Annotated in this window: 20 protein-coding genes; 16 read left to right on the forward strand and 4 right to left on the reverse strand. The window is 69.3% G+C overall.

From position 1 onward, the window contains the following. Window positions 1–5: 5 nt before the first annotated feature. Window positions 6–830 carry an IclR family transcriptional regulator gene (locus AB0M02_RS11535; RefSeq protein ID WP_364224783.1) on the forward strand — a complete coding sequence of 275 codons (825 nt, stop codon included), beginning with the start codon at window positions 6–8 and terminating at the stop codon, window positions 828–830. A 61-nt stretch (window positions 831–891) separates the two neighbouring features. Here the strand turns inward: AB0M02_RS11535 and AB0M02_RS11540 are convergent, their stop codons facing one another. Continuing rightward, complete coding sequence (locus tag AB0M02_RS11540) at window positions 892–1,587, reverse strand: hypothetical protein (RefSeq protein ID WP_364224785.1); 696 nt, start codon at window positions 1,585–1,587, stop codon at window positions 892–894. 52 nt (window positions 1,588–1,639) lie between these two features. Between AB0M02_RS11540 and AB0M02_RS11545 the strand changes: the two genes are divergently transcribed. From AB0M02_RS11545 to AB0M02_RS11600, 12 genes are read left to right on the forward strand one after another with little or no spacing between them, the layout of a single operon-like run. Then, a complete protein-coding gene (locus AB0M02_RS11545; protein WP_364224787.1) occupies window positions 1,640–2,107 on the forward strand; it encodes a MaoC family dehydratase in 468 nt (155 codons plus the stop codon). Then, on the forward strand, window positions 2,097–3,065 hold the full coding sequence (locus AB0M02_RS11550; RefSeq protein ID WP_364224788.1) for an LLM class flavin-dependent oxidoreductase: 969 nt from the start codon (window positions 2,097–2,099) through the stop codon (window positions 3,063–3,065). Before AB0M02_RS11545 ends, AB0M02_RS11550 begins: the two co-directional genes overlap by 11 nt. Beyond that, window positions 3,062–4,252: a CoA transferase gene (locus AB0M02_RS11555; RefSeq protein WP_364224790.1), complete on the forward strand. Its 1,191-nt coding sequence runs from the start codon at window positions 3,062–3,064 to the stop codon at window positions 4,250–4,252. The genes AB0M02_RS11550 and AB0M02_RS11555 overlap by 4 nt, the downstream gene beginning before the upstream one ends. After that, the gene (locus AB0M02_RS11560) at window positions 4,249–5,520 is read left to right on the forward strand and encodes an MmgE/PrpD family protein (RefSeq protein ID WP_364224792.1); all 1,272 of its coding nucleotides are present in this window, start codon (window positions 4,249–4,251) and stop codon (window positions 5,518–5,520) included. The genes AB0M02_RS11555 and AB0M02_RS11560 overlap by 4 nt, the downstream gene beginning before the upstream one ends. Continuing rightward, window positions 5,517–6,449 (forward strand): Rid family hydrolase, encoded by a 933-nt coding sequence (locus AB0M02_RS11565; protein ID WP_364224794.1) that lies wholly within the window; start codon window positions 5,517–5,519, stop codon window positions 6,447–6,449. The genes AB0M02_RS11560 and AB0M02_RS11565 overlap by 4 nt, the downstream gene beginning before the upstream one ends. Further along, window positions 6,446–6,904 (forward strand): MaoC family dehydratase N-terminal domain-containing protein, encoded by a 459-nt coding sequence (locus AB0M02_RS11570; RefSeq protein WP_364224796.1) that lies wholly within the window; start codon window positions 6,446–6,448, stop codon window positions 6,902–6,904. The genes AB0M02_RS11565 and AB0M02_RS11570 overlap by 4 nt, the downstream gene beginning before the upstream one ends. Further along, window positions 6,891–7,262: a MaoC/PaaZ C-terminal domain-containing protein gene (locus AB0M02_RS11575; RefSeq protein WP_364224798.1), complete on the forward strand. Its 372-nt coding sequence runs from the start codon at window positions 6,891–6,893 to the stop codon at window positions 7,260–7,262. Before AB0M02_RS11570 ends, AB0M02_RS11575 begins: the two co-directional genes overlap by 14 nt. Further along, complete coding sequence (locus tag AB0M02_RS11580; RefSeq protein WP_364224800.1) at window positions 7,259–8,407, forward strand: thiolase; 1,149 nt, start codon at window positions 7,259–7,261, stop codon at window positions 8,405–8,407. The genes AB0M02_RS11575 and AB0M02_RS11580 overlap by 4 nt, the downstream gene beginning before the upstream one ends. Continuing rightward, window positions 8,404–8,706, forward strand: coding sequence for an OB-fold domain-containing protein (locus AB0M02_RS11585; protein WP_364224802.1), 303 nt, complete (start codon window positions 8,404–8,406; stop codon window positions 8,704–8,706). The genes AB0M02_RS11580 and AB0M02_RS11585 overlap by 4 nt, the downstream gene beginning before the upstream one ends. Before the next feature lie 2 nt (window positions 8,707–8,708). After that, on the forward strand, window positions 8,709–9,872 hold the full coding sequence (locus tag AB0M02_RS11590; RefSeq protein ID WP_364224804.1) for an acyl-CoA dehydrogenase family protein: 1,164 nt from the start codon (window positions 8,709–8,711) through the stop codon (window positions 9,870–9,872). Beyond that, window positions 9,869–10,684, forward strand: a complete 816-nt coding sequence (locus AB0M02_RS11595) for a CoA ester lyase (RefSeq protein ID WP_364224806.1) — start codon at window positions 9,869–9,871, stop codon at window positions 10,682–10,684. The genes AB0M02_RS11590 and AB0M02_RS11595 overlap by 4 nt, the downstream gene beginning before the upstream one ends. Continuing rightward, window positions 10,681–14,034, forward strand: coding sequence for an NACHT domain-containing protein (locus AB0M02_RS11600; protein ID WP_364224808.1), 3,354 nt, complete (start codon window positions 10,681–10,683; stop codon window positions 14,032–14,034). The genes AB0M02_RS11595 and AB0M02_RS11600 overlap by 4 nt, the downstream gene beginning before the upstream one ends. Before the next feature lies 1 nt (window position 14,035). Here AB0M02_RS11600 and AB0M02_RS11605 read toward each other — a convergent pair whose 3' ends face one another. Beyond that, a complete protein-coding gene (locus AB0M02_RS11605; protein ID WP_364224810.1) occupies window positions 14,036–14,830 on the reverse strand; it encodes an SAM-dependent methyltransferase in 795 nt (264 codons plus the stop codon). A 63-nt stretch (window positions 14,831–14,893) separates the two neighbouring features. Here AB0M02_RS11605 and AB0M02_RS11610 point away from each other — a divergent pair, with 63 nt between their 5' ends. The 3 genes from AB0M02_RS11610 (at window position 14,894) to AB0M02_RS11620 (ending at window position 19,148) form a co-directional block, all read left to right on the forward strand. Continuing rightward, window positions 14,894–15,538 (forward strand): DUF2461 domain-containing protein, encoded by a 645-nt coding sequence (locus AB0M02_RS11610; protein ID WP_364224812.1) that lies wholly within the window; start codon window positions 14,894–14,896, stop codon window positions 15,536–15,538. A 193-nt stretch (window positions 15,539–15,731) separates the two neighbouring features. Then, window positions 15,732–18,254 carry a M14 family zinc carboxypeptidase gene (locus AB0M02_RS11615; RefSeq protein ID WP_364224814.1) on the forward strand — a complete coding sequence of 841 codons (2,523 nt, stop codon included), beginning with the start codon at window positions 15,732–15,734 and terminating at the stop codon, window positions 18,252–18,254. Between the two features lie 51 nt (window positions 18,255–18,305). After that, window positions 18,306–19,148 carry a serine hydrolase domain-containing protein gene (locus AB0M02_RS11620; protein WP_364224816.1) on the forward strand — a complete coding sequence of 281 codons (843 nt, stop codon included), beginning with the start codon at window positions 18,306–18,308 and terminating at the stop codon, window positions 19,146–19,148. A 783-nt stretch (window positions 19,149–19,931) separates the two neighbouring features. Here AB0M02_RS11620 and AB0M02_RS11625 read toward each other — a convergent pair. Then, window positions 19,932–21,218: a PASTA domain-containing protein gene (locus AB0M02_RS11625; protein ID WP_364224818.1), complete on the reverse strand. Its 1,287-nt coding sequence runs from the start codon at window positions 21,216–21,218 to the stop codon at window positions 19,932–19,934. 20 nt (window positions 21,219–21,238) lie between these two features. Beyond that, window positions 21,239–22,495: a PASTA domain-containing protein gene (locus AB0M02_RS11630; protein WP_364224820.1), complete on the reverse strand. Its 1,257-nt coding sequence runs from the start codon at window positions 22,493–22,495 to the stop codon at window positions 21,239–21,241. Window positions 22,496–22,555 lie beyond the last annotated feature (60 nt).

Genomic DNA, 22,555 nt, shown 5'->3' on the forward strand with positions numbered 1-22,555 from the left:
TCGCTGTGCCCAGCCGTACCGTGCCGCCGGCCTCGCCGGCTCCGGCCGAGGACGAGAGCCAGTCCCGGTCCATCGCCGCGGTCGAGCGCGCCATGGACGTCCTGCTCTACTTCGGGCGGGCCGACCAGCCGGATCTCGGCGTCACCGAGATCGCCACCGCGCTCGGTCTCACCAAGGCGGCCGTGCACCGCATCCTCACCGCGCTGCGCAGCCGCGAGCTGATCACCGTCGACCCGTCCACCCGGCGGTACGCGCTCGGCCACGCCGCTGTCGCGCTCGGCCGCGCCTACCTGGCCCGGACCGACGTGCGGGCGATGGCCGCGCCGGAGCTCAAGCACCTCTCCGAGCGCACCCACGAGACGGCGACGCTGTCGCTGCGCCGCGGCGACACCCGCCTCTACGTCGACCAGGTGGTGCCGGACCAGGAGCTGCGCCTGGAGGTGTCGCTCGGCATCCCGTTCCCGCTGAACGCGGGCGCGTCGTCCAAGGCGTTCCTGGCCTTCCTGCCGGACTTCGAGGTGGAGGCCTACCTGGCCCGGCACCCGCTCGCGGCGGTGACGGACCGGACCATCACGGACGCGGCCAAGCTGCGCAAGGACCTCGCCGCGATCCGCCGGAAGGGGTACGCCACCTCGCTCGGCGAGCGCCAGGCCGGCGCGGCGTCGGTGGCCGCGCCGATCTTCGACCACGACGCCCGGGTGGTGGCCGTGATCAGCCTGGCCGGTCCGGCGCTGCGCTTCAAGCCGGACTCCGACCAGCAGGCCGTCGCCGACCTCCAGGAGGCAGCGGCTCGCATCTCGGCTCAGCTCGGCTACCAGCCCATCGACTGAAATTTGTGTGTGGATTAGGGGCGCGTATAGAGGCGGAAATCCACACGCAAGGTTGGGGTTGCTACAGGGTGGCCAGGGGTTTGGCTACGCCTAGGAGGCCGGCCAGCAGGACTGAGGTCCAGATCGCCCAGACGTACGGGAGGCACCCGTTCACGCTGCTCTTGAGAACCCGCTCGGTCTCGCCGTCGGCGCCGCCCGCCATCACCGTGGCGAAGGCGGCGCCGAACGGCCGCAGCGTGCGGCGGATGCCCAGCCCGGCCGCGATCGCCAGGGCGTAGAGCAGCACCTTGCCGCCGAGCCACTTCGGATTCGTGTCCACGCCGAAGGGCTCGGCCGCGACCAGCGTGTAGACGCCGGTGGCCGCCATGCCGGCCACCACCGCGATCCGGATGGTCCAGTCGGCTCGGCGGACGAGCGGATGCCTGCCCGGCTCGTGGTGGTCGGTGTACATCAGCCAGAGCCACCCGAACGCGCCCAGCCACACCGGCAGGAGCAGCCACCAGGGCAGCAGGTCGATCCCGAACACCGAGCCGCCGTGCGCGTCCAGGGAGATCAGCGTGAGCCCGCTGGGCAGGAACAGGATGAGGCAGATCTTGGGCCCGAGGTCCAGGCCGGACATGATCTTCAAGGCGGTGAGCCGGGCGGCCGGGGCCAGCGCGGGGTCGATCACGTAGCGGCTGGAGTAGAAGACTCCCAGGTCCCCTCCGAGCCAGAAGACCATGAGCACGATGTGCAGGTAAAGGAACGCGTCGAGCATCGCTAGATGGAAACACCTTTCCACTGTGCGAAACAAGTGCTAGCTTCGCCGCATGCTCGGCCGCTACTACGAAGACTTCCGCGTCGGTGACACGTACCGGCATCCGTTCGGCCGCACCATCTCCGAGGCGGACAACACCTGGTTCACGCTGCTGACGCTGAACACCAACCAGTCCCACTTCAACGCCGACTACGCGGCCGGGACCCCGTACGGGCGGCTGCTCGTCAACTCCACCCTCACCGTCGCGATCGTGACCGGCCTGTCGGTGCCCGACGTGAGCCAGCACGCCTTCGCCAACCTGGGCTGGGAGGAGATCAGGATGCCCAGCCCGGTCTTCGTCGGCGACACCGTCTATGCGAAGTCCACGGTTCTCGACCTGCGCGAGTCGAAGTCCCGGCCGTACGCCGGAATCGTCAAGGTCTTCACCACCGGCTTCAACCAGGACGGCACCGACGTGATCACCTGGACCCGGACGATGCTCACCTACAAGCGCGGTCACGGGCCCGGCAATGCGGATTGACCTCCAGCCCTGGGGCGAGACGATGACCGAGCTGGTGGCCGCCGCGCGCGCCGCCGAGGCCGCCGGTGCGGGTGTCGTCTGGGCCCCCGAGCTGCATCGCAGTGCCTTCGTCACCGCCGCTGCCCTGGCCGCCGGCACGACCGGGATCGGCGTCGGCACCGGGATCGCGCTGGCGTTCGCCCGCAGCGCCATGCTGACCGCGCTCGCCGCCGCCGACCTCGACGAGCTCGCCGAGGGCCGGTTCCGCCTCGGCCTGGGCACCGGGGTGGCCCGGCTCAACCAGGACTGGCACGGTGTCCCGTTCGAGCGGCCGGTGGAACGCCTGCGCGACACCGTGGCGATCGTCCGGGCCGTGCTGGCCGGCGGCGACCCGATCACGCACCGGGGCGTGCGCTCGATCCGGATGCGCGGGTGGCGCCGGCCGTACCCGCCGGTCCGCGACCACATCCCGATCTATCTGGCCGGCGTCGGCCCGGCCATGGTCGCGCTGGCGGGGGAGGTGGCCGACGGCTGGATCGCCCACGAACTGTGCCCGCCGGCGACGCTGCGAGGCCTTGTTCTTCCTGACAGGTCAAGCTTCGACGTCGTGGCCGCGGCATGCTGCTCGGTTGATCAGGACGAGCGGACAGCCCGCCGCCGGGCGGCCAACGTGGTCGGCTTCTACGCCTCGGTCCGCACCTACGCCGGGACTTTCAAAGACTTCCCCGAGGTCTGCGACAAGGCGACGAATGCCATCAAGAACGGACAAGCGGCGGACAGCCTCGGCCACCTGATCCCCGACGAGATGGTCGACGCGTTCACCATCGCCGGCACACCGCGACAGTGCGCGGAAAAGATCAAAACCTACGACGGCCTGGCGAACGCCGTCAAACTCTCACCACCGTCCTACGGCCTGCCGCCGGACGAGGTGCGCGAGGCACAGCACCGCCTGCTGGAACTGGTCGGGAGCCTGCGATGAGACCACTCGAGGACATCCGGATCATCGCCGTCGAGCAGTACGGCGCCGGACCCTTCGGCTCCGTGCACCTCGCCGACCTGGGCGCCGACATCATCAAGATCGAGGACCCCGGCACCGGCGGCGACGTGGGCCGGTACGTGCCGCCCTACCAGCACGGCGAGGACTCCCTGTTCTTCGAGACGTTCAACCGCAACAAGCGATCGGTCTCCCTCGACCTGGCCGCCCCGGCGGGCCGGGAGGTCTTCGAGGACCTGGTCAGCAACGCCGACGCCGTCTGGTCCAACCTGCGCGGTGACGTGCCCGCGAAGATCGGCATCACGTACGACCAGCTCAAGCACGTCAACCCGAGCATCGTCTGCTGCTCGCTCACCGGCTTCGGGATGACCGGGCCGCGCGCGAGGCAGCCCGGATACGACTACATCCTGCAGGGCCTGGCCGGCTGGATGGACCTCACCGGCGAGCCCGGCGGCCCACCGGCCAAGTCCGGGTTGTCGATCGTGGACTACTCCGGCGGGTTCGTCGCCGCGATCGCGCTGCTCGCCGGGGTGCACGCGGCCCGCCGCGACGGGTACGGCATGGACTGCGACCTGAGCCTGTTCGACACCGCGATCGGCATGCTCACCTACCCGGCGGCCTGGCACCTCAACGCCGGTTTCCGGCCCGAGCGCACCAGGTATTCGGCGCACCCGTCGCTCGTGCCGTTCCAGCTCTTCCCGACCGCGGACGGCTGGGTGGTGGTGGGCTGCGCGAAGGAGAAGTTCTGGCAGCGCCTGGTCACCGTCCTCGGCGACCCGGCGCTCGAGGACCCGCGTTTCGCCACGTTCGCCGATCGGCGCACCCACGCGCCCGCGCTGCTCCCACTCCTGGAGGAGATCTTCGCGACGAAGGGCACCGGGGACTGGCTGGCGTTGCTGGAGCCGGCCGGGATCCCGTGCGGTCCGGTCAACGACGTCGAGGCGGCGCTCAGCGATCCGCACACGACGGCGCGAGGTCTCGTCGTGGAGACCGAGCATCCGCACTGGGGCACGGTGCGCCAGGTGGCTTCGCCGATCAGGGTGGGCGGTCAGGCGCCGGCTTTCCGGCGGGCACCGAGGCGAGGAGAAGATTTAGCGTACGTGGCAGAGCTGCTCGGTTACTCCGAGGAACGGCTCGGTGAGCTGCGCGCGGCCGGAGCGTTCGGCACGTGACGGCCGCGACCACCCTGGCCGAGTGGGCGGCCGCACTCGACTTCCGGGACCTGCCCGCCCCGGTCGCCGGCGTCGCCCACGAGCACCTGATCGACGCGGCCGGCTGTGCGGTGGCCGGCATCGTGCGCGGCGCCGCCGAACCCGCTCTCGTCGTGGCGCGGGGGCTCGGCGGTCCCCCCGAGGCGCGGCTGTTCACCGGCGAGCGGGTCGGTGCGGTAGCGGCGGCGTTCGGCAACGCGGTGGCGGTGCACGCCCTGGACTTCGACGACACCCACGCGGGTGGACTCGTGCACGCGAGCGCGGTCGGCGTACCCGTTGCCCTTGCCCTTGCCGAACAGACCGGAAGTCGCGGCAGTGAGATGGTCGCGGCGCTGGTCGCGGGTCTGGAGATCATCTGCCGGCTCGGCGCCGCGGTGCCGCACGCCTTCCACGCGCGAGGCCTACACGCCACCTCGATGTGCGGTGTGGTGGGCGCGGCCGTGACCGCCGGCAAGCTGCTCGGGCTCGACGCCGCCGGGCTGACCAACGCGATCGGTGTCGCGGCGAGTGGTGCGAGTGGGCTCCTGGAGTTCCTGCACAGCCCGGCGAGCACCAAACAGCTGCACCCGGGAACCGCGGCGGCGAACGGGATCCTGGCCGCGCGGCTGGCCGCCGCCGGAGCAACCGGGCCGGCCGGTGCGCTCGACGGTGAATACGGCCTGTTCCGCGCGCTCGCCGGGCGCGAGCCGGACCGGGCCGTCCTGCTCGGCGACCTGGGAGAGCGGTGGGAGACGACCCGGATCGGGATCAAGCCCTACCCGGCGTGCCGGCTGAACCACGCGTCGATCGACGCGGCCGGCGAGTTCGCGGGAACGTCACCGGCGGCGCTGACCGTGACACTGCACCCGGACGCCGTGCCGATCGTCGCCGGTCCGGAGAAGCGGCGTCCGCGCAGCGCCTACGAGGCGAAGTTCTCGGTGTACTGGTGCGTCGCGGCGATGGTCGTCGACGGCTGGGTGGACCTGGACACGTTCGACGACCTGGACCGGCCGGACGTGCTGTCGCTCGCCGCCCGGATCACGGTGGCCGTTTCCGACCCGGGCGTGGTCGCCGCCGACGCGCCGGGCCTGGTGGAGGCCGGCGGGCGGGTGTCGCGGGTGGAGCGGTCGACCGGCGGGGGAGCGCGGACCAAGGCCGCGGCGAACCTGGGTGCCGGGGCGGCGGCGGTCTTCGCGGCCGGGTACGAGCCGGTGGCATTGCTGGACGCGATCGAAGGGTGCCTCAAGTGACCACGTATCTGCCGGCGGTGCCCGGTTACGAGCACCTCGGCGTGCCGCCCGGCGACATCGTGCACCTGACCGAGTACGTGACCTCGGCTGCTCCAAATCTCGACCGTCGCCGGACCGCGGTGCTCGGTGATCATTTTGCGCCGGTGTCCCGCGTGCCGGTCGAGTCGATCGTCGGCACCGGCAGTCCCTACGCCGTCGCGGCGGTGACTCACCCGGGCGGCGGCGAACTGCTCGCCGACGGGGTCAGGATCGCGGACGGCGTGGTCTATCTGCCCAGCGTGCACACGGCCGAGGGGGACTTCCGGGAGCAGTACCGGTGGTGCCTGCAACGGGTGGCGGACCTGCTTGCGGCGGCCGGGCTGGACGCCGGGGCGCTGGTGCGGACCGTCGACTACACGGCCACCGCCACGCGCGCCGAGTATCCACGGTGTGGCCGGCCCCGCCGGGAACTGCTGCCGGGCCCGGTGTTCCCCGGTGCGGCCGGGATCCTGGTCGACGTGCCGGTGGCTCCCGGGGCACAGGTCTCGCTCGACGCGGTCGCGGCCACCGGACCGCTCGAAGTGATCAACCCGGGCTGGAAGCGGTACGACACCCTCACCTACCAACCGGCCGTCCGCGCCGGGAACACGATCTTCCTCGCCGGCTTCGGCGCGCTCGACCCGGAGACCCAGGCTGCCGTGCATCCCGGCGACCTGGCGGCGCAGGCGGAGTTCATCTATCGCGCCATCGACACCGTCCTCGCCTCGACCGGCGCGGACGTCGTCCACATGGTCGAATACCTCACCCCCGCCGCGGCCGCCTCCTATCCGGCGACCCGGGAACTTCGAGCCGCGCACTTCCCGAACGCCGTGGTGACGCCGGTGGTCTGCTCGGCGCTCCTACGGCCGGAGTTCCTGCTGGAGACGGTGCCGACGGCGGTGATCGCATGACGCTGCTGACGCCGGAACTCGCCGCGCGGATCGGGGAGGAGCGGGTCTACACGGCGCCGGAGCAGCTCGGCCGGGCGGCCATCCGGTACTTCGCCCTCGCCACCGGTGACACCGACCCGGCGCATCTGGCCGGGGAGGTGGCGCCGCCGACGCTGATCTGCGAGACCAACCAGTACGCGGGACTGCCCCGGGACGCCGACGGCTACGCCGGTCACGGGTGGAATCTGGACGTGCCGGGGACGCGGCTGGTCCGGGGCGGAAACTCCTACCGGTTCGAGCGCCCGGTCGGGCCGGACGACGTGATCACCGCGCGCTGGCACCTCGCCGACATGATCGAACGGGTCACCGGCGGCGGGAAGCGGATGCTGGTGGTCACCTCGGTCGCCACCTACACCGACCAGTCCGGGCGCGTCCTCGCGGTCAACGAGGAGACACTCATATATGTTGAAATTTGAGCGCCGAATCGACTTGCCGGACATGGTCGCCTACGCCGGAGCGACGTGGGACTGGCACCGGCTCCACTACGACTCCGCCTACCTGGCCGCGCGCGGTCTCGACAGACCGGTTGTCGACGGGCAGATGTTCGGTGCCCTGCTCGCCATCGCCCTGCGCTCCTGGTTCGGCCCCGACGTGGTGATCACCTCACTGTCGTTCCGCTTCAAGTCCCTGGTCTTCGCCGGCGAGACGATTCGCTGCGTCGGCTCCTCCGTGCGCCGCTCCGCCATCGGCGCCGAAGTGGACCTGCACGTCGAGGTGGTCGACGACGGCCGGATCGCGGTGTCCCCGGCCTCCGCGACGCTGACGCTGCCATGAGCGTCGCGGGCCCGAGCGGCACTCGCGCTGCCGGGAGCGTCGCGATTGTCGGTGCGGCCGAGTGTGATCTCGGCAAGACCGGCAAATCGGTCCTCGAACTCCAGACCCAGGCGATCACCCGGGCGCTCGCCGACGCGGGGCTCACGCTGAGCGACGTGGACGGGCTGGCCACCAACGGCATCTCCCGATTCTCGGTCACCCAGCTCGCGGACTGGCTGGGCCTGCAGCCCCGGTGGGGCGACTCGACCTTCGCGGGCGGTTCGGTCTTTGAGATGTACGTGGCCCGCGCCGCCCAGGCGATCACGTCCGGGCAGTGTTCGACGGTCGTCGTCTCGTACGCGAGTAATCAGCGCTCCGCACGCAGCCGCAGCCTGACCGGGGTCTACGAAGAGGGAACGCCGGAGGCGGCCCTCGAGGAGCCCTACCGCCCGCTCTACCCGATCTCGTACTACGCCATGGTCGCCCAGCGTTACCTGCACACCTACGGCCTGGACCGCGCGTCCCTGGCCGCGGTGGCGGTGGCCGCGCGCGAGAAGGCGCAGCTCAACCCGGCGGCCTGGACCTACGGGAAGGGGACACTGACCGTCGACGACGTCCTCGGCGCCCCGATGATCTCGTCACCGCTCGGTGCGCTCGACTGCTGCCTGGTCACCGACGGCGGCGGCGCGATCGTCCTGACCTCCCTCGAACGGGCCCGCGACCTCCCGTCGCGCCCGGTGGTCGTCCTCGGTTACGGCGAGGCGTTCACCCACACCGGCATGGCGACCGCACCGGACCTGCTGCGCACCGGCGCGATCGACTCGGGCCGGCGAGCCTTCACCCGCGCCGGCGTGACACCCGCCGACATCGACGTGGTCCAGCTCTACGACTCCTTCACGATCTCGGTGCCGCTCGGGCTGGAGGCGCTCGGCTTCGCGTCACCGGGCGAAGGTCTCGGCTTCACCGGGCCGCACAACACCGGCGGGGGAGGACTGGCCTACTGCCACCCCGGCCAACTCGGCGTCCTGCTCCTGGTCGAGGCCGTCCGCCAGCTCCGCGGCTCATGCGGCCCTCGCCAGGTCCCGGGTGCCTCTCTCGCCCTGGCACACGGCACCGGCGGCATCTTCTCCAGCCACGCCACCGTCATCCTGGGGGTGGATCGGTGACCCGCTCGCTCCTGCTGCAACAGTGCGTGAACTGCCGGAAATTTCAGTATTTAGTGAGGCCGTTCTGCGTGTTTTGCAGAACGACCGTTCTTTCTGCGGTTGCCGCGGCCGGAACCGGCACGGTCGACAGCTTCACGGTCGTCCACCGGGCCGAGACGCCCTACACGCTGGCCCGGGTCCGGCTCACCGAGGGGCCGATCCTGCTCACCCACCTCATCGACAACCCCGAACCCCGCTGCGACCAGCCCGTCCGGCTCGCGTGGCGTGGCGACCTCCCCGTCTTTCGCCCCGTGGAGTGACCATGGACTTTGAGCTGTCCGACGAGCAGCGGATGTTCCGCGACGTGCTGCGTGACTTCGTGGACCGGGAGATCCGGCCGGTGGCGCAGGAGTGGGAGGACTCCGGCCGCTACCCCACCGAGATCGTCGAGACCATGCGCTCGATGGGCCTGTTCGGCCTCACCGTGCCCGAGGAGTACGGCGGCCTCGGCGCCGACATGATCAGTTTCGCGCTGGTCTTCGAAGAGATCGCCAAGGGCTGGATGGGCATCGCCGGCATCCTCGGCAGCCACTCGCTCTCCTGCTGGCTGATCGCCCGCCACGGCACACCCGAGCAGAAGCAGCGGTTCCTGCCCGGCCTCGCCACCGGCAAGCGCCGTACCGGCATCGCCCTCACCGAACCCGACGCCGGCACCGACCTGCAGGGCATCACCACGACGGCGGTGCGTGACGGCGACGCGTACGTCCTCAACGGCCGCAAGACCTGGATCACCAACGCCCGCCACGCCGACCCGCTCCCGGTGCTCTGCAAGACCGACCCGGCGGCGTCACCCGCACACCGAGGCATGTCGGTGATCCTCGTCGAGGCCGGCACGCCCGGCTTCGTCGTCGAACGGGACCTGCCCAAACTCGGCTACAAGGGCACCGAGTCGTGCGAGGTGCTGCTGGACGACGTCCGGGTACCCGCCACCAACCTGCTCGGCGGCACCGAGGGCCGGGGCATGCAACAGGTCCTCTCCGGCCTGGAGACCGGCCGGATCAACGTGGCCGCCCGGGCGCTCGGCATCGCACAGGCCGCCTACGACGAGGCGCTGCGCTACGCCGGGCAGCGCCGCGCGTTCGGGCAGGCGATCGGCGAGTTCCAGGCGATCCAGCTGAAGCTCGCCGAGATGGCCACCCAGGTGCAGGCGGCGCGGCTGCTCGTGTACTGGGCCGCGTCCCGCTCCGACAACGGCCACCGGGTCGACATGGAAGCCGGCATGGCCAAGGCGTTCGCCTCCGAGGCCGCGATGTCCTGCGCGCTCAACGCCATGCAGGTGCACGGCGGCTACGGATACTCGAAGGAGTTCGTCGTCGAACGCCTCTATCGGGACGCCCCGCTCATGATGATCGGCGAGGGCACCAACGACATCCAGCGCGTGGTGATCGCCCGCTCCCTCCTCTCCGGCGCGGCGACCATCGGATGAGATCTTTTTTGTACGTGCCGGGCAACCGACCTCAGATGCTCGCCACGGCGCTGTCGCGCGGCGCTGACGCGCTGATCGTCGACCTCGAGGATGCCGTCCCGCCCGCGGAGAAACCCGCCGCCCGAGCCGCTGTCGCATCCTGGCTGGCCGCCCAGTCACCCGACGCGCCGATTTATGTCCGCGTCAACTCGGGGCCGGACGGCCTGGACGACGCGCTGGCGGTGGCGTCACCCGCGCTGCGCGGGCTGGTCGTGGCGAAGGCCTGCCTGCAGCAGCTTTCCGCGTTGGCGGAGCTCCTGGACGAGATCGATCCCGGCGGTGTGCTCAGTCTCGTACCCTTGCTGGAAACGCCTCAGGCCATCCTGGCCGCACCGGAGATCGCAGCCGCACCCCGCGTCTCCCGAATGCAGATCGGCGAAGCCGATCTCGCCGCCGAACTCGGCGTCACCCCCGGCGACACCGAGTTGCTCCATGTCCGCTCCGCCGTCGTGCTGGCCTCCGCCGCAGCCGGCCTCGACCCACCGGCCGCCGCGGTGACCACCGACTTCCGCGACCTGGACGCGCTGCGCCGATCGACGCTGGCCCTGAAACGGCTGGGCTTTCGCGGACGTGCCTGCATCCACCCGGCCCAGATCCCCGTCGTCCACGAGGTCTTCACCCCGACGCCCTCGGAGGTCGGCGACGCGCGGGACGTGATCGCCCGCTTCGAAGCGGCCGGGGGAGGCGTGTGCCTGGACGCCGGCGGCCGGATGGTCGACCTGGCCGTGATCCGAAACGCCCGGCGGGTCATCGCCCTTTCCGGCGGCGCTTGACCAACCTGTCCGCCACCCGACATCACGTCCCGGTGTCCCCGGTGGACAATCCGCGCGTGTTCGGCCTCCTAGCGCTCGCACCCAGCCCACCCGCCGACCCGGTGATGCAGTCACCCGAGGTCGTCGCTGCGATCATCGGCGGCGCGGTGGCGCTGATCGGCATTGCTGTCGGCGCGGTCGTCGGCCTGCTGCAGTGGAAGAAGAGCCAGAAGTTCCAGCGGCAGTTGGAGCGGGAGCGCGCGGACTATGAGGACAGTCTCGCCCGCGAGCGGGCCAAGTCGGACACCGAACGGGCGACCGCCGCGGCGGCAGAGGCCGAGGCCGAGGCGGAGCGGGCGATGGCTCGCCGTCTCGCTCTGGAGGCGGACGACCGGGAACGGGCGGCGCTGGCATACCGGGAGTCGCTGGTGCGCGAGCTCAAAGCACTGCGAGTCCTCGACATGGCCAAGTCTCTCGACCTGAACGCCCTCTACGTCCAGGTCAGGATCCGGGAGGGCGACTCACGCCGATACCTGCCCGACGAGGAGATCGAGCGCCTGGCCGTCGGCCATCCGGCGGCACTGCTCGCGGCAACGGCCGAGCGGACGATCGCCAAGCACAGCGACGCGGTCCGGCCGGAGGACGCACTGGCGCAGCATCAGCACATCGTGGTGCTGGGTGATCCGGGCGCGGGCAAGACGACCATGCTGAAGCACCTGGCGTTCCGGATGTGCCGGGAGGAGAACAGCGGGCTACCCGCGCTGCCGGTCTTCGTGGAACTCCGCCGGTTCATTGACAGCGGCTTGTCCGACATCCTGGAGTTCGCCGTTCAGGAGTGCGAGCGTCGCTACGGGTTCTTCGGCGCCAAGGCCTACCTGGAGGAGCGGCTGGAGGCGGGCGACGCGGCTCTGCTCTTCGACGGGCTCGACGAGGTGCTCGGTGGGTCAGACGCGGAGCAGGCCGGCGACGCGTACCGCAAGGCGGCCGCGGAGATCGAGCGGGTGTGCGCCCGGTACTCGAAGGCGGCGATCGCGGTGACCTGCCGCCGAGCGGGCTTCAGTGGCGGCCTGGACCGGTTCGTGATCCTGGAGGTACTCGACTTCACCTGGGACCAGAGCCGCCGCTTCCTGCAGAACTGGTTCGCGGGGAGGGAGAAGGCCTTCCGGGACCTCGTGAACTCATTGCACCGCAACGTCCGGATGAAGACCCTCGCGGCGAATCCGCTGATCCTGTCACTGATCGCCATCGTGTACGAGAGAGATCTCGAACTCCCGGAGCGAAGGGCGGAACTCTACAAGCGGTGCGTCGAGGTGCTCCTGATGGAGTGGGACTCGCGGCGGGGGATCCGGCGGTTCGCGCGGTTCACGACGGATCGCAAACGCGACCTTCTGGAAGAGTTGGCGTGGCACTTCCACGTGAAGGGACAGCGCTATTTCGCCGAGCGTGAAGTCCTGGACATGATCCGCGACTTTCTCCCGACGATCAGCCTGGAGCACGCGGACCCCGCCGACATACTGCGGGAGATCGCCGCCAACTACGGCCTTCTGAAGGAACAGGCCAACGGCTGGTACGGCTTCTGGCACCTGACGATCCAGGAGTACTTCGCCGCGGTGTGGGCCGCCAAGCAATTCCCGGAATGCCGTGATCTCCTGCTGCGCCACCGCCACGACCCGTGGTGGGAGGAGGTGATCCTGCTGCTGGCGGACCGCATGTCGGACGCCACCGATCTGCTGCTCGGCATCGCGGGAGTCACGGACCGGGACGCACCGCTGCCGGCGCCGCTGGTGGCCGACGACGACGTGCTGCACCGTGACCTGTTGCTGATCGGCAACTGCCTCCTTGCCACGCCCCGGATCACTCGAGCGGGCCTGCGGGCACACATCGTCAAGGAGCTCTGGTCGGTGCTCACCACGACCCGATCCCAGCAACCGGTGGCTCAGTGCGCACGCATCCTCGCATTGCTCGACGAACCGAAGCAGCTGAACCGCCTTCGGCAGATCGCGCTGGGTGCGGTGCGGGTGGCCTATCCCTCTTCCAGTTCTGTCGTTATGGGCGTCCTTGGGGAATGTGCAGCAGAGCCGTTCCTCACCCAATTGATCCGCGATATCATCGATGCTCAGAATTTCGATCAGATGAGGCTGATCCAGGCTGCGAACGAGCGTGGCTTCAGCGCGACGAAGGAACTGGTGGCCCGGGCACTCGACTCGCTTCCCGTCGAGGATCTGGACAACCTCAGTGGCAGCCTGCTGACAATGCTGCTGATCCTGTGCTACGAGTGGGACGCCGATCTGGCGCTCCGGCGCACCCGCGAAATGATCGGCGCATTTGTCGAGAAGATTCGCGACGGCTCGGGTTCCGTCGTCGACGTCACCGCCTCCTACGGTGGGTCCGGATGCGCCTATGTCGCTGCGAGGGCCGGAGCGAGGAGCCTCTTCGAAGACGTGGCGATGCTGGCGGCTCTGCCCTATGCGAGTTCGTCGAGCGGTAACTATCTGTATGCCTTGTTGAGTCTGTATCCGCCGGGTTGTGAAACTCGGGCGGCACAGCGAATCGTGGCGGCGGGGATCAAGATCCACGATGACTTCAACTTCGACCTCCCGTCTCTGGTGAACGGACCGATGCATGCCGCACTCATCCAAGAGTTGCTCAACGCCGACGATCCCGGATCCGAGCTGATCTACGATCTCCTTCGCGTGAGCAAGGTCCCGCCGGAGTCGGTCAGGATCGGGCTTCAGCAGCGTTGTTCGGACCGGACCGAAGCGCTTCTTCATGCTCTTCTGGCCGTCGCGGGCAGTGATCGCGGAGTCGAAATGACACATCAGATCCTCCGTGGCCGGATGGCTGCGAAGGAGCTCGACTTCGAACTGATGAGGCGTCAAACTCAGGCCCTGATCGATGCGGGTCGCGGAGACGTCGTCCTGGCAGACATGAACAAGCTGTTGAGTGGCCTGGATGAGCGTGACGCCGAACAATTCTGTGACTGGCTGAAGATTCTTCCTGAAGTGGAACGCGAATTGGTCGCCGAGCAGGCTTGGGTTGCATTCAAGAAGCTTGAGCCTGCTCTTCGCCGTTATGGAAGCAGAACCTACCTCGGAGCGGTGGCAGAGATCGTCTGCGGGGCCACCGCAAGCAGCATAATGGCGTTCGGCATCCCCGGCGAAATCCTGACTGAAAATGTCCCAGCAAACCGTGAGCTGCTGCGGCGGTTGAGCCGGGCGGTGGATTCCGGGAACGTCGCAGGATATTTCGAAATGTGGAAACGGTTCCATTTCCCGACGTCCTTGGCAACCGACGAGAATTTGGCCACCGCACTGCTTCAGAGCAACTATCGGCTCTACGCCGATGGGCGGCTGGAGCCGGCTGTCAAGTAGGTCAGGGCTTGCGGGCGACCGCCCCGAACAGTGACGCCTCCACGGGCGTGGGGTGCTCCTCGGCCTCCGGGTCCGGGCGCCACTCGCTGATCGCGACGATGCCCGGGTCGACGAGGTCCAGCCCCGAACAGAACTGCTCGAACTCGGCCCGTCCCCGCGGATGGACGTCGGACCGGCCGGTCCTCAGGGACTCGTCCCAGCTGGCCTTCAGTTCCGGTGTCAGGAAGTCGGTGGTTGCGCACGTCATGACCAGGTGGCTGCCGGACGGCAGGGCTTCGAGGAGCGTGGAGACGATCGACGCCGCCTCCTCCTGCGAGGGCAGGAAGTGCACGACCGCGACCAGGATCAGGCCGACCGGCTGGGAGAGGTCGAGGATCTCCAAGGACGAGAGGATCTTCGCGGGGTTGCGCAGGTCCTCCTCCAGATAGCGGGTCTGGCCAGCAGGAGTGCTCGTCAGCAGCGCCCGTGCGTGGACCATCACCATCGGGTCGTTGTCGACGTACACGATTCGGCTCTCGGGGGCGATGCGCTGCGCGACCTCGTGCGTGTTGTCGGCGGTGGGGAGGCCGGTGCCGATGTCGAGGAACTGGCGGATGCCCGCCTCGCCGGCCAGGTAGCCGACCGCCCGCTGCAGGAACGCCCGGTTGGCGCGGGCGGCGATGCGTGCCGCGGGATACGACTTCGCGAGCAGGTCTCCGGACTCCCGGTCGGCGGCGAAGTTGTCCTTGCCGCCCAGCCAGTAGTTGTAGCGCCGGGCTGGGTGGGCCACACCGGTGTCGAGCCTGTCGATCGTCACGCGACGTGATCCTAATAGGAGGAGGTCACGGCGTGATGAACGCCGGCGTGGCAGAATTCGGCGGTGACGTTCCGTGGCTGGCCGAGTGAGGCGCTCGAGTTCTACGAGGGTCTGAGCGCTGACAACTCGAAGACGTATTGGACGGCGCACCTGACGGTTTACGAGGAGCAGGTGCGCGGGCCGATGCAGGAGCTGCTGGCCGCGCTGGAGCCGGAGTTCGGGCCGGGGAAGATCTTCCGGCCCTATCGGGACGTGCGGTTCAGCAACGACAAGACGCCGTACAAGACGCATCTCGGGGCTTGGCTGGAGTCGGGCGGTTACATCCAGCTTTCCGCGGAGGGGCTGGCGGCCGGGAGCGGGTACTACCAGATGGCGTCGGACCAGCTGGAGCGCTATCGGCGGGCGGTGGCCAACGACCTGCGCGGCGAGGAGCTGACGAAGCTCATCGAGGTGATCGAGAACGGGAGGATCGGGGTGCACGGGCACGGCACGCTGAAGACGGCGCCGCGCGGCTACCCGAAGGACCACCCGCGGATCGAGCTGCTCCGTCACAAGGGCCTGACCACCTGGAAGGACTGGCCGCCGGCGGCCTGGATGGGTACGCCGGCCGCCAAGAACCGCGTCGTCGACTTCCTGCGCGCCAGCCGCCCCCTGCGCGAGTGGCTGGACACGAACGTTGGCCCCTCGAACCTCCCCGCCTCCCGCTGACGAGGACGGGCGGCGCCCCGCGCGGGAGTGGGCAAGATCGGAGAAAGGGGCTCCGCCGCCTCCGGGATCCATCAAGATCGGAGGAGTGCCGGCGGTGCGGATGACCTGATCGGTATGGTCAATCGTCCATATAGATCATTGCGCATCGGCCGTGGGTCCGGAGAGGGTCGAGGCATCCCAACGGAGGTGCTTTGTGGACTTGTCACGAACGTTGGCCGGATTAGGCACCGCCCTGCTGGCCACCGCCCTGTTGACCGGACCCGCGGGGGCGGCGCCAGCCGGTGACCCGTCGACCCGGGACTTCGGCAACGGACCGGAACGCCATGAGACAGCCGCTGTCGAGACGGCGAGCCTGCTGTCGGCGAGCAGGCTGAGCGCCGACGCCGCCACGGGGACGAGCCGGTGGCAGCCGAAACACCGAGGCTATCCGCGGCAGACGACACTGCCGGTCTGGCCCGTCAACCCGGATGACCGGAGCATCAAGCTCGGGCTCATTCCGTACCATGAAATCGCCCCGAAGCTGAACGCGCTGCAGCAGGCCTCGAATCGCGTGTCCGCGGAGGTCATCGGGAAGTCGGCCGGAGGCCGCGACCTCTACCTGGTGACGGTGACCGCGCCGGAGTCGGCCTCGGACGCCGCCAAGCAGGACCGCTGGCGCGAGCTGATCGAGAACGATCCGAAAGCAGCAGACAGGGACAAAACGCTCAAGAAGAGCTACAAGACCCCGGTCTGGATCAACGCCAACATTCACGGCAACGAGTGGGAGGGCACCGACGGCTCGCTGCGGGTCATCGAGCGCCTCGCCACCGCGACCGACGCCGCGACCGGGGACTTCCTCAAGCGCAGCCGGGTGTACGTGACCGTCACCAACAACCCCGACGGCCGCGTCGCGGGCACCCGGGCCAACGGCGCCGGCTTCGACATCAACCGTGACCACGCCACCAGCTCGCAGCCCGAGTCCCGGGCGGTGCGCGACGTCGTGATCAACACTCAGCCGTACGTGATGCTCGACGAGCACGGCTACACCGGCACCACTCTGATCGAGCCGGCCACGCCGCCGCACGGGCAGAACTACGAGTACGACCTGTACATCAAGCACGCGCTGCCGAACGCGGAGGGCATGGAGGCGGCGATCCAGCGACTCGGCTACCCGGAGACGACCCGCGCCGACATCCCGTTCCGGGATTACGCTCCCGGAGACTGGGACGACTGGCCGCCGATCTTCACCCCGATGTACGCGATGTACCAGGGCGCGATCGGCCACACCGTGGAGATCCCGCTGCAGGTCAACAACGCCGCGTACAACAGCCTGCCGGTCGAGGAGCTGCGCCGCCGGTCCGGGATCAACACCGACGTGGCCGAGGCGACGATCGAGGCCGCGCTGACGTACTCGGACACGAACCGCGCCTCGCTGCTGGCCGGTCAGATCGAGCAGTTCCGTCGCGGCTGGGCCGGGGAGCCGTCGCCGACCATCCCGGACGGTTTCGTGCCCGGCTTCGGGCCGGAGGACCGCTACTCGACCACGTTCCCCCGCGCCTACGTGATCCCGGACGGCACGCCCGCCGCCGCCCGCCTGGTCAACCACCTGATCGACCACGACGTCCGGGTCAAGCGGGCGGTGCACGACTTCACGGTCAACGGCAAGCGTTACGACGCCGGCGACTACGTCCTGGACATGCACCAGCCGAAGCGCGGTCTCGCCAACTCGCTGTTGGAGGCCGGCCGCGACATTTCGAATCTCGTACCCCAAATGTATGATATTTCCGGATGGAGCCACGGCCTGCTGTGGGGCGCCCAGGTGGACGCCAGCCGCTATGCGGCGCCGCGGGTCCTCAGCGTTCCGGTGACCAGGGCCGCCGCCACCGGCTCCGTCGACGCGCCGCGAGGCAGGGATCTGCTTCTCACTCTGCGCGACGGCAACGATGTGCGTGCGGTCAACGAGCTGCTCGCCCAGGGGATCAAGCTCCGGCGGACGGCCGCGGCCACCGTCGTGGTTCCGGCCGATGCGCGAGGCGAGGCCGCTGCGGTGGCAAAGACCTTGGGCGTACGTTTCACCGCAGCGCCCCGCGGCACCAAGGGTGACGTCTTCGACCAGCCCGTGATCGCCGCGGCCGTGGCAGCCGACGAGCTGTTCGCGCTCAAGGAGATGGGTTTCGCCGTCCGGACCGTCTCGACGGCGACCCTGAACGCCGGTGCCGACCTGTCCGACGTCGAGACGCTGCTCGTCTCGTCCGGGCTCTCCTACTCCGGTCTCAACGCGACCGGCCGCGCCACGGTCGACGCCTACCTCGCGAGGGGCGGCGGCGTGGTCACCCGCGGCGCCACCGGTGCGGCCTTCAACGCGGCGGCTGCGCTGCTCCCGGCCACCGCGGTCGCCGGGCGCGGTGACGCCAACGGAGTGGTGACCGTCAACAACGTCGGACCGGTCGTGGGTGCCGGTTCGCTGCCACACTCGTTCATCTATTCACCGCTCTGGTTCACCGGCAGCGGGTTCACGGTCGAGCAGAGGTACGGCGCTCTGGTGGCCGGCCACTGGCTGCCGAACGACGCCGGCACCAACGGCCCGGCCCAGGCCGCCGGCCAGGCCGCGGTCGTCTCCGGAACCACCGCCGGCGGCGGCAACGTGGTGCTGTTCGGCACGGAGCCGCTGTTCCGGGCACACCCGAAGGGCCTGTACGCGCAGTACGCCCGCGCACTGTTCTGGTCCGCCTCGTAGATCTGTGACGGGCCGCGCCTTCGGGCGCGGCCCGCCGCGTATTGTCCCGGGATGGCCCTTTCCGACTTCCTCCGCGCCGATCTCGGCGTCTACGGCGTTCACCTGTACCGCGAGGGGCACGAGCCGGTGACACACCGGTTCCGCTCGGACGACCGCGTGAACCTGTACTCGGTGGCCAAGACCTTCACCGCGGTCGCCGCCGGTCTGGCGCAGGCCGAGGGCCGCCTGTCCCTCGACGACCCCCTCCTCGACCACCTGCCGGAGTTGCGCCCGATCGCCGCCGACGGCTTCGAGCGGGTGACACTGCGGCACCTGCTGGACATGACCAGCGGCACGAGCCACCGCTGGTTCGCCAACGAGCGCATCGAGGCAGCCGACCTCCTCCGCGAGATCGTCGCGGCACCCCTGGTCGCGGCCCCGGGCGAGACGTTCGCCTACACCGGCTCGGGCCCCTATGCCGTCGGCCGCGCGATCGCCCGCGCCACCGGCTCGGACCTGCGCGCCTACCTGCTGCCGCGCCTGTTCGCCCCACTCGACCTGCACAATCCCGCGTGGCACACGTGCCCGCTGGGTTACCCCTTCGCCGAGAGCGACCTCTTCCTGAAGACCTCGGAACTGGCCCGCTTCTCCCAGCTCCTGCTCCAGGAAGGCTCGTGGGAGGGCCGCCGGCTGATCCCGGCCGCCTACGTCCGGTCGATGCACGCGCCGAACCCCCACGGCTACGGCCTCGGCGTCTGGCTCGATCGCGCCGGCCGTTACCGGGCACACGGCCTCTACGGCCAGCTCGCCGTCATCGACCCGTCCCAGCGCGCGGCCGTCACGGTGACCGCACACACCGAGAAGGAGGAAGACCTCCTCGACGCGATCCACACCCTGATCCTGGACCGCCTCTGACGCGCCGGCCACACATCGCCGCCCGCCTCCGCGCCCGCACCCGCCCCCGCTCGCAGCGGTTCCGTGTCACGTCCCGCCGCTGACAGCTGACACCAGTGTCCACGTCGCCACCGTCGTCCGCAGATCGTGGGCGCCCGAGCCGCCCCCGCCCGGCTCCACAGCCCAAGAACGCCACGCTCTCCGGGATCTTGGGCGTGGGGTGCCGCCCCGCTCGCAGTCAAGAGATCGTTGCATCGCTGCGGGTCAGGAGCTCGCGGAGCTTCTCAGGATCTTGGGCGCCGAAACCGCCCCGAAGCGGCGCCCCGAAGCGGCGCAAACGCCCAAGATCTCGGAAGCTCTCGGGCGCTCGGGAGGCGTCACGACGTTGGGCGCACCGACCGCTCAGGGGTGGCTCAAACGTCCAAGATCTTGGAAGCTCTCGGGTGCTCGGGAGGCGTCACGACGTTGGGCGCACCGACCGCTCAGGGGTGGCTCAAACGCCCAAGATCTTGGAAGTGCTTGGGGGCGTCTCGCGACGTTGGGCGTGGCGACGGCCCCTCCCCGGCTCCACCGCCCATGATTGCCGCTCCGCCTGGGATCTTGGGCCCGGGTGCCGTCGGTCGGTTCCGGCGCCCAAGATCGCCACGCCGTCTGGGATCTTGGGCATGGGTGCCGCCCCTGCCCGGCTCCACCGCCCATGATTGCCGCTCCCTCGGGATCTTGGGGGTGGGTGCCGGTGGTGACCGGTTTCGGTGCCCATGGCGGGCCGGACAACGGCCCGGCGGCTCAAGGGGCGGTGGAGGGTCAGAGGGTGACGGTTATGTCGACTGTGGTGCCGGCGGGTACGACGGTGCCGGGGGCGGGGAGTTGGCCGGTGATGCGGGAGCCGGGCTGGGCGATGGTGAAGCCCTTGCCTGGCTCGAGGTTGGCGGTGCGGAGCGTGAGGTTGGCTCCGGACATGTCGTCGTAGCCGATCAGGTAGGGCACCCGGGTCAGCTGGCGGGAGACGTAGACGGTGACGAAGTCGCTCCCGGAGCGCCCGATGACGTGGGTGCACGGCGCCGGTGGCGGTGGTGGCGGCGTGTCGCCCGCTTTGCCGACCCAGGTCTGGGAGGCGGTCATGCGGTAGGCGACGAGGTGGTCGCGTTTGCCGCTGTGTTCGAAGTCGAAGTCGGCGAACTGGTCGCCGTCGGGCCCGATCGGATGGCCGCCGATTGCGGCGGTCGCGCCGCCGGCCTGGAAGACCGGCGTGAACCTGTCGCCGTCGTGTTTGATGATCCAGAGCGTCGTGGTGCCGGCGCGCACGATCAGCAGGTGGTCCGGCTTGCCGGTGCGGTCGTAGTCGAACGTGTAGACGCGGTCCCGCTTGTCGGCCAGGTCGTACGTGCCGATCCCGCCGCCCTGGTACACGGGGTAGAACGTGCCGTTGTCGTTCTTCAGGATGTGGATGGTGCTGACGCCCGGCCGGTACAGCAGGAGGTGGTCGAGCCGGCCGCTGTGCAGGAAGTCGAACGGCACCACCCGGTCCCGGTCGTCGCGCAGGTCGTAGGTGCCGATGCCGCCGCCGGGGGCGCCCTGCGCGTAGACGGCGGTGAACTTCCCGTTGACGTTCTTCAGGATGTAGATGGCGCCGGTGCCGGGACGGTAGATGACGATGTGGTCCTGCTTGCCGCTGCGGTCGTAGTCGAACGCGAAGGCCTGATCGCGGTTGTCCCGCAGGTCGTAGCCGCCGATGCCTCCGCCGTTGCTCTGGAAGACCGGCGCGAACATGCCGTTCTTGTTGCGCAGGACCGAGATGGTCGCGGTGCCGGGGCGATAGACGACGAGGTGGTCGAGTTTGCCGGTGTGCTCGTAGTCGAAGGCGAACGCCCGGTCGCGGTTGTCGTTGAACTCGTAGCCGCCGATTCCCGACGTGGACTGGTAGACCGCCGCGAACTGGTGCAGGCCACCGATGTTCCGCATGATCGAGAACAGTCCGGTGCCTGGCCGGTACAGCACCAGGTGATCCATCTTGCCGCTGTGGTCGTAGTCGAAGGAGAAGATCTGGTCACGCGAGTCGACGACGTCGTAACCGCCGATGCTCATGCTCATTTGTGCTCCTGAAATAAATGTCAAGCGACGGCGAGGGTGATGTCGACAGATGTGCCGGTGGGGACCATGGCGCCCGGCTCCGGCACCTGGCCGACGATCCGGGCGCCGACCTGTATGTCGGAGAAGCCTTTGCCCGGTACGAGGTTCGCGACGCTGACCTGGGCCCCGGCAGCGGCGAGGTCCTCGTAGCCCAGCAGGTACGGCACCGCGGTCAGCTCGCGCCGCGTGTAGACGGTTTCGAAGCCGCGCCCGGAAGGGCGAATGATGTGTGTCTCCGGCGCCAGGGACGAGCCGTCGGAGTGCGTCCGATAGGCGACCAGGTGATCGCGTCGTCGATTGGGTCTGAAGGTGAAGGGGGTGAAGTAGTCGGCGCCCGGGCCCAGCGGGTGCCCGCCGATCCCATGCACGGACTCGCTGGTCTGATAGACCGGAGAGAACCATCTCTCGGCGGAGTGCGCGAGAACCCAGAGCGTGTCCTCGCCGAGCCGGTTCGCCAGTACATGGTCCATATTGCCGTTGAAGTCGAAATCGATGGCGTAGAGCCGATCCCGCACGCTGGCCAGGTCGTATCCACCGATCCCGCCGCCCTGATAGACGGGGCTGAAGACGCCGTCCTTGTTCTTGAGGATCCAGACGGTGCCGGTGCCCGGGCGGTACAGCAGGAGGTGGTCCTGGCGGCTGATGCGCAGGAAGTCGAAGGCGATGACACGGTCGTTGTCGCGCCGCAGGTCGTAGCCACCGATGCCGCTGCCGGGGTCGCCCTGCTGGTAGACGGGGGTGAATTTGCCGTCGGCGTTCTTCAGGATCCAGATCGTGCCGGTGCCGGGACGGTAGATCACGATGTGGTCGAGCTTGCGGCTGTGGTCGTAGTCGAACGCGAACGCCTCGTCCCGGTCGTCGCGCAGGTCGAAGGTGCCGATGCCGCCGCCGTTGCTCTGAAAGACCGGTGAGAACACACCGTTGCTGTTGCGCAGAACGGAGATCAGCCCGGTGCCGGGGCGGTAGACGACGAGGTGATCCAGTAATCCGCTGTGGTCGTAGTCGAACGCGAACACTTTGTCGCGTGGGTCGGTGAAGGAATGCCCGCCGATTCCCGAGGTCGACCGGTAGACCGCCGCGAACTGGTGCGGACCACCGACGTTGCGCAGAATCCAGAAGATCCCGGTACCCGGCCGGTACACCGCCAGGTGATCCATGTGGCCGCTGTGGTCGAAATCGAAGGAGATAATTCGGTCATACCGGCTGGTCAGGTCGTAACCGCCGATGCCATTACCCATGCATTGCCCCCGGAATCCATCGAAGAGTGGTCGGAGGGCGCCCGCCGTCGAGTCTCGGTG

It is taken from the genome of Actinoplanes sp. NPDC051861 (genome assembly GCF_040681145.1).
Taxonomy (GTDB): domain Bacteria; phylum Actinomycetota; class Actinomycetes; order Mycobacteriales; family Micromonosporaceae; genus Actinoplanes.

Bases quoted from the DNA above. Each gene is read 5' to 3' on its own strand.
- AB0M02_RS11575 (WP_364224798.1), top strand. From the start codon at position 6,891: ATGTTGAAATTTGAGCGCCGAATCGACTTGCCGGACATGGTCGCCTAC.
- AB0M02_RS11590 (WP_364224804.1), top strand. From the start codon at position 8,709: ATGGACTTTGAGCTGTCCGACGAGCAGCGGATGTTCCGCGACGTGCTG.
- AB0M02_RS11595 (WP_364224806.1), top strand. From the start codon at position 9,869: ATGAGATCTTTTTTGTACGTGCCGGGCAACCGACCTCAGATGCTCGCC.
- AB0M02_RS11540 (WP_364224785.1), bottom strand. From the start codon at position 1,587: ATGCTCGACGCGTTCCTTTACCTGCACATCGTGCTCATGGTCTTCTGG.
- AB0M02_RS11555 (WP_364224790.1), top strand. From the start codon at position 3,062: ATGAGACCACTCGAGGACATCCGGATCATCGCCGTCGAGCAGTACGGC.
- AB0M02_RS11580 (WP_364224800.1), top strand. From the start codon at position 7,259: ATGAGCGTCGCGGGCCCGAGCGGCACTCGCGCTGCCGGGAGCGTCGCG.
- AB0M02_RS11545 (WP_364224787.1), top strand. From the start codon at position 1,640: ATGCTCGGCCGCTACTACGAAGACTTCCGCGTCGGTGACACGTACCGG.
- AB0M02_RS11630 (WP_364224820.1), bottom strand. From the start codon at position 22,495: ATGGGTAATGGCATCGGCGGTTACGACCTGACCAGCCGGTATGACCGA.
- AB0M02_RS11570 (WP_364224796.1), top strand. From the start codon at position 6,446: ATGACGCTGCTGACGCCGGAACTCGCCGCGCGGATCGGGGAGGAGCGG.
- AB0M02_RS11625 (WP_364224818.1), bottom strand. From the start codon at position 21,218: ATGAGCATGAGCATCGGCGGTTACGACGTCGTCGACTCGCGTGACCAG.
- AB0M02_RS11620 (WP_364224816.1), top strand. From the start codon at position 18,306: ATGGCCCTTTCCGACTTCCTCCGCGCCGATCTCGGCGTCTACGGCGTT.
- AB0M02_RS11550 (WP_364224788.1), top strand. From the start codon at position 2,097: ATGCGGATTGACCTCCAGCCCTGGGGCGAGACGATGACCGAGCTGGTG.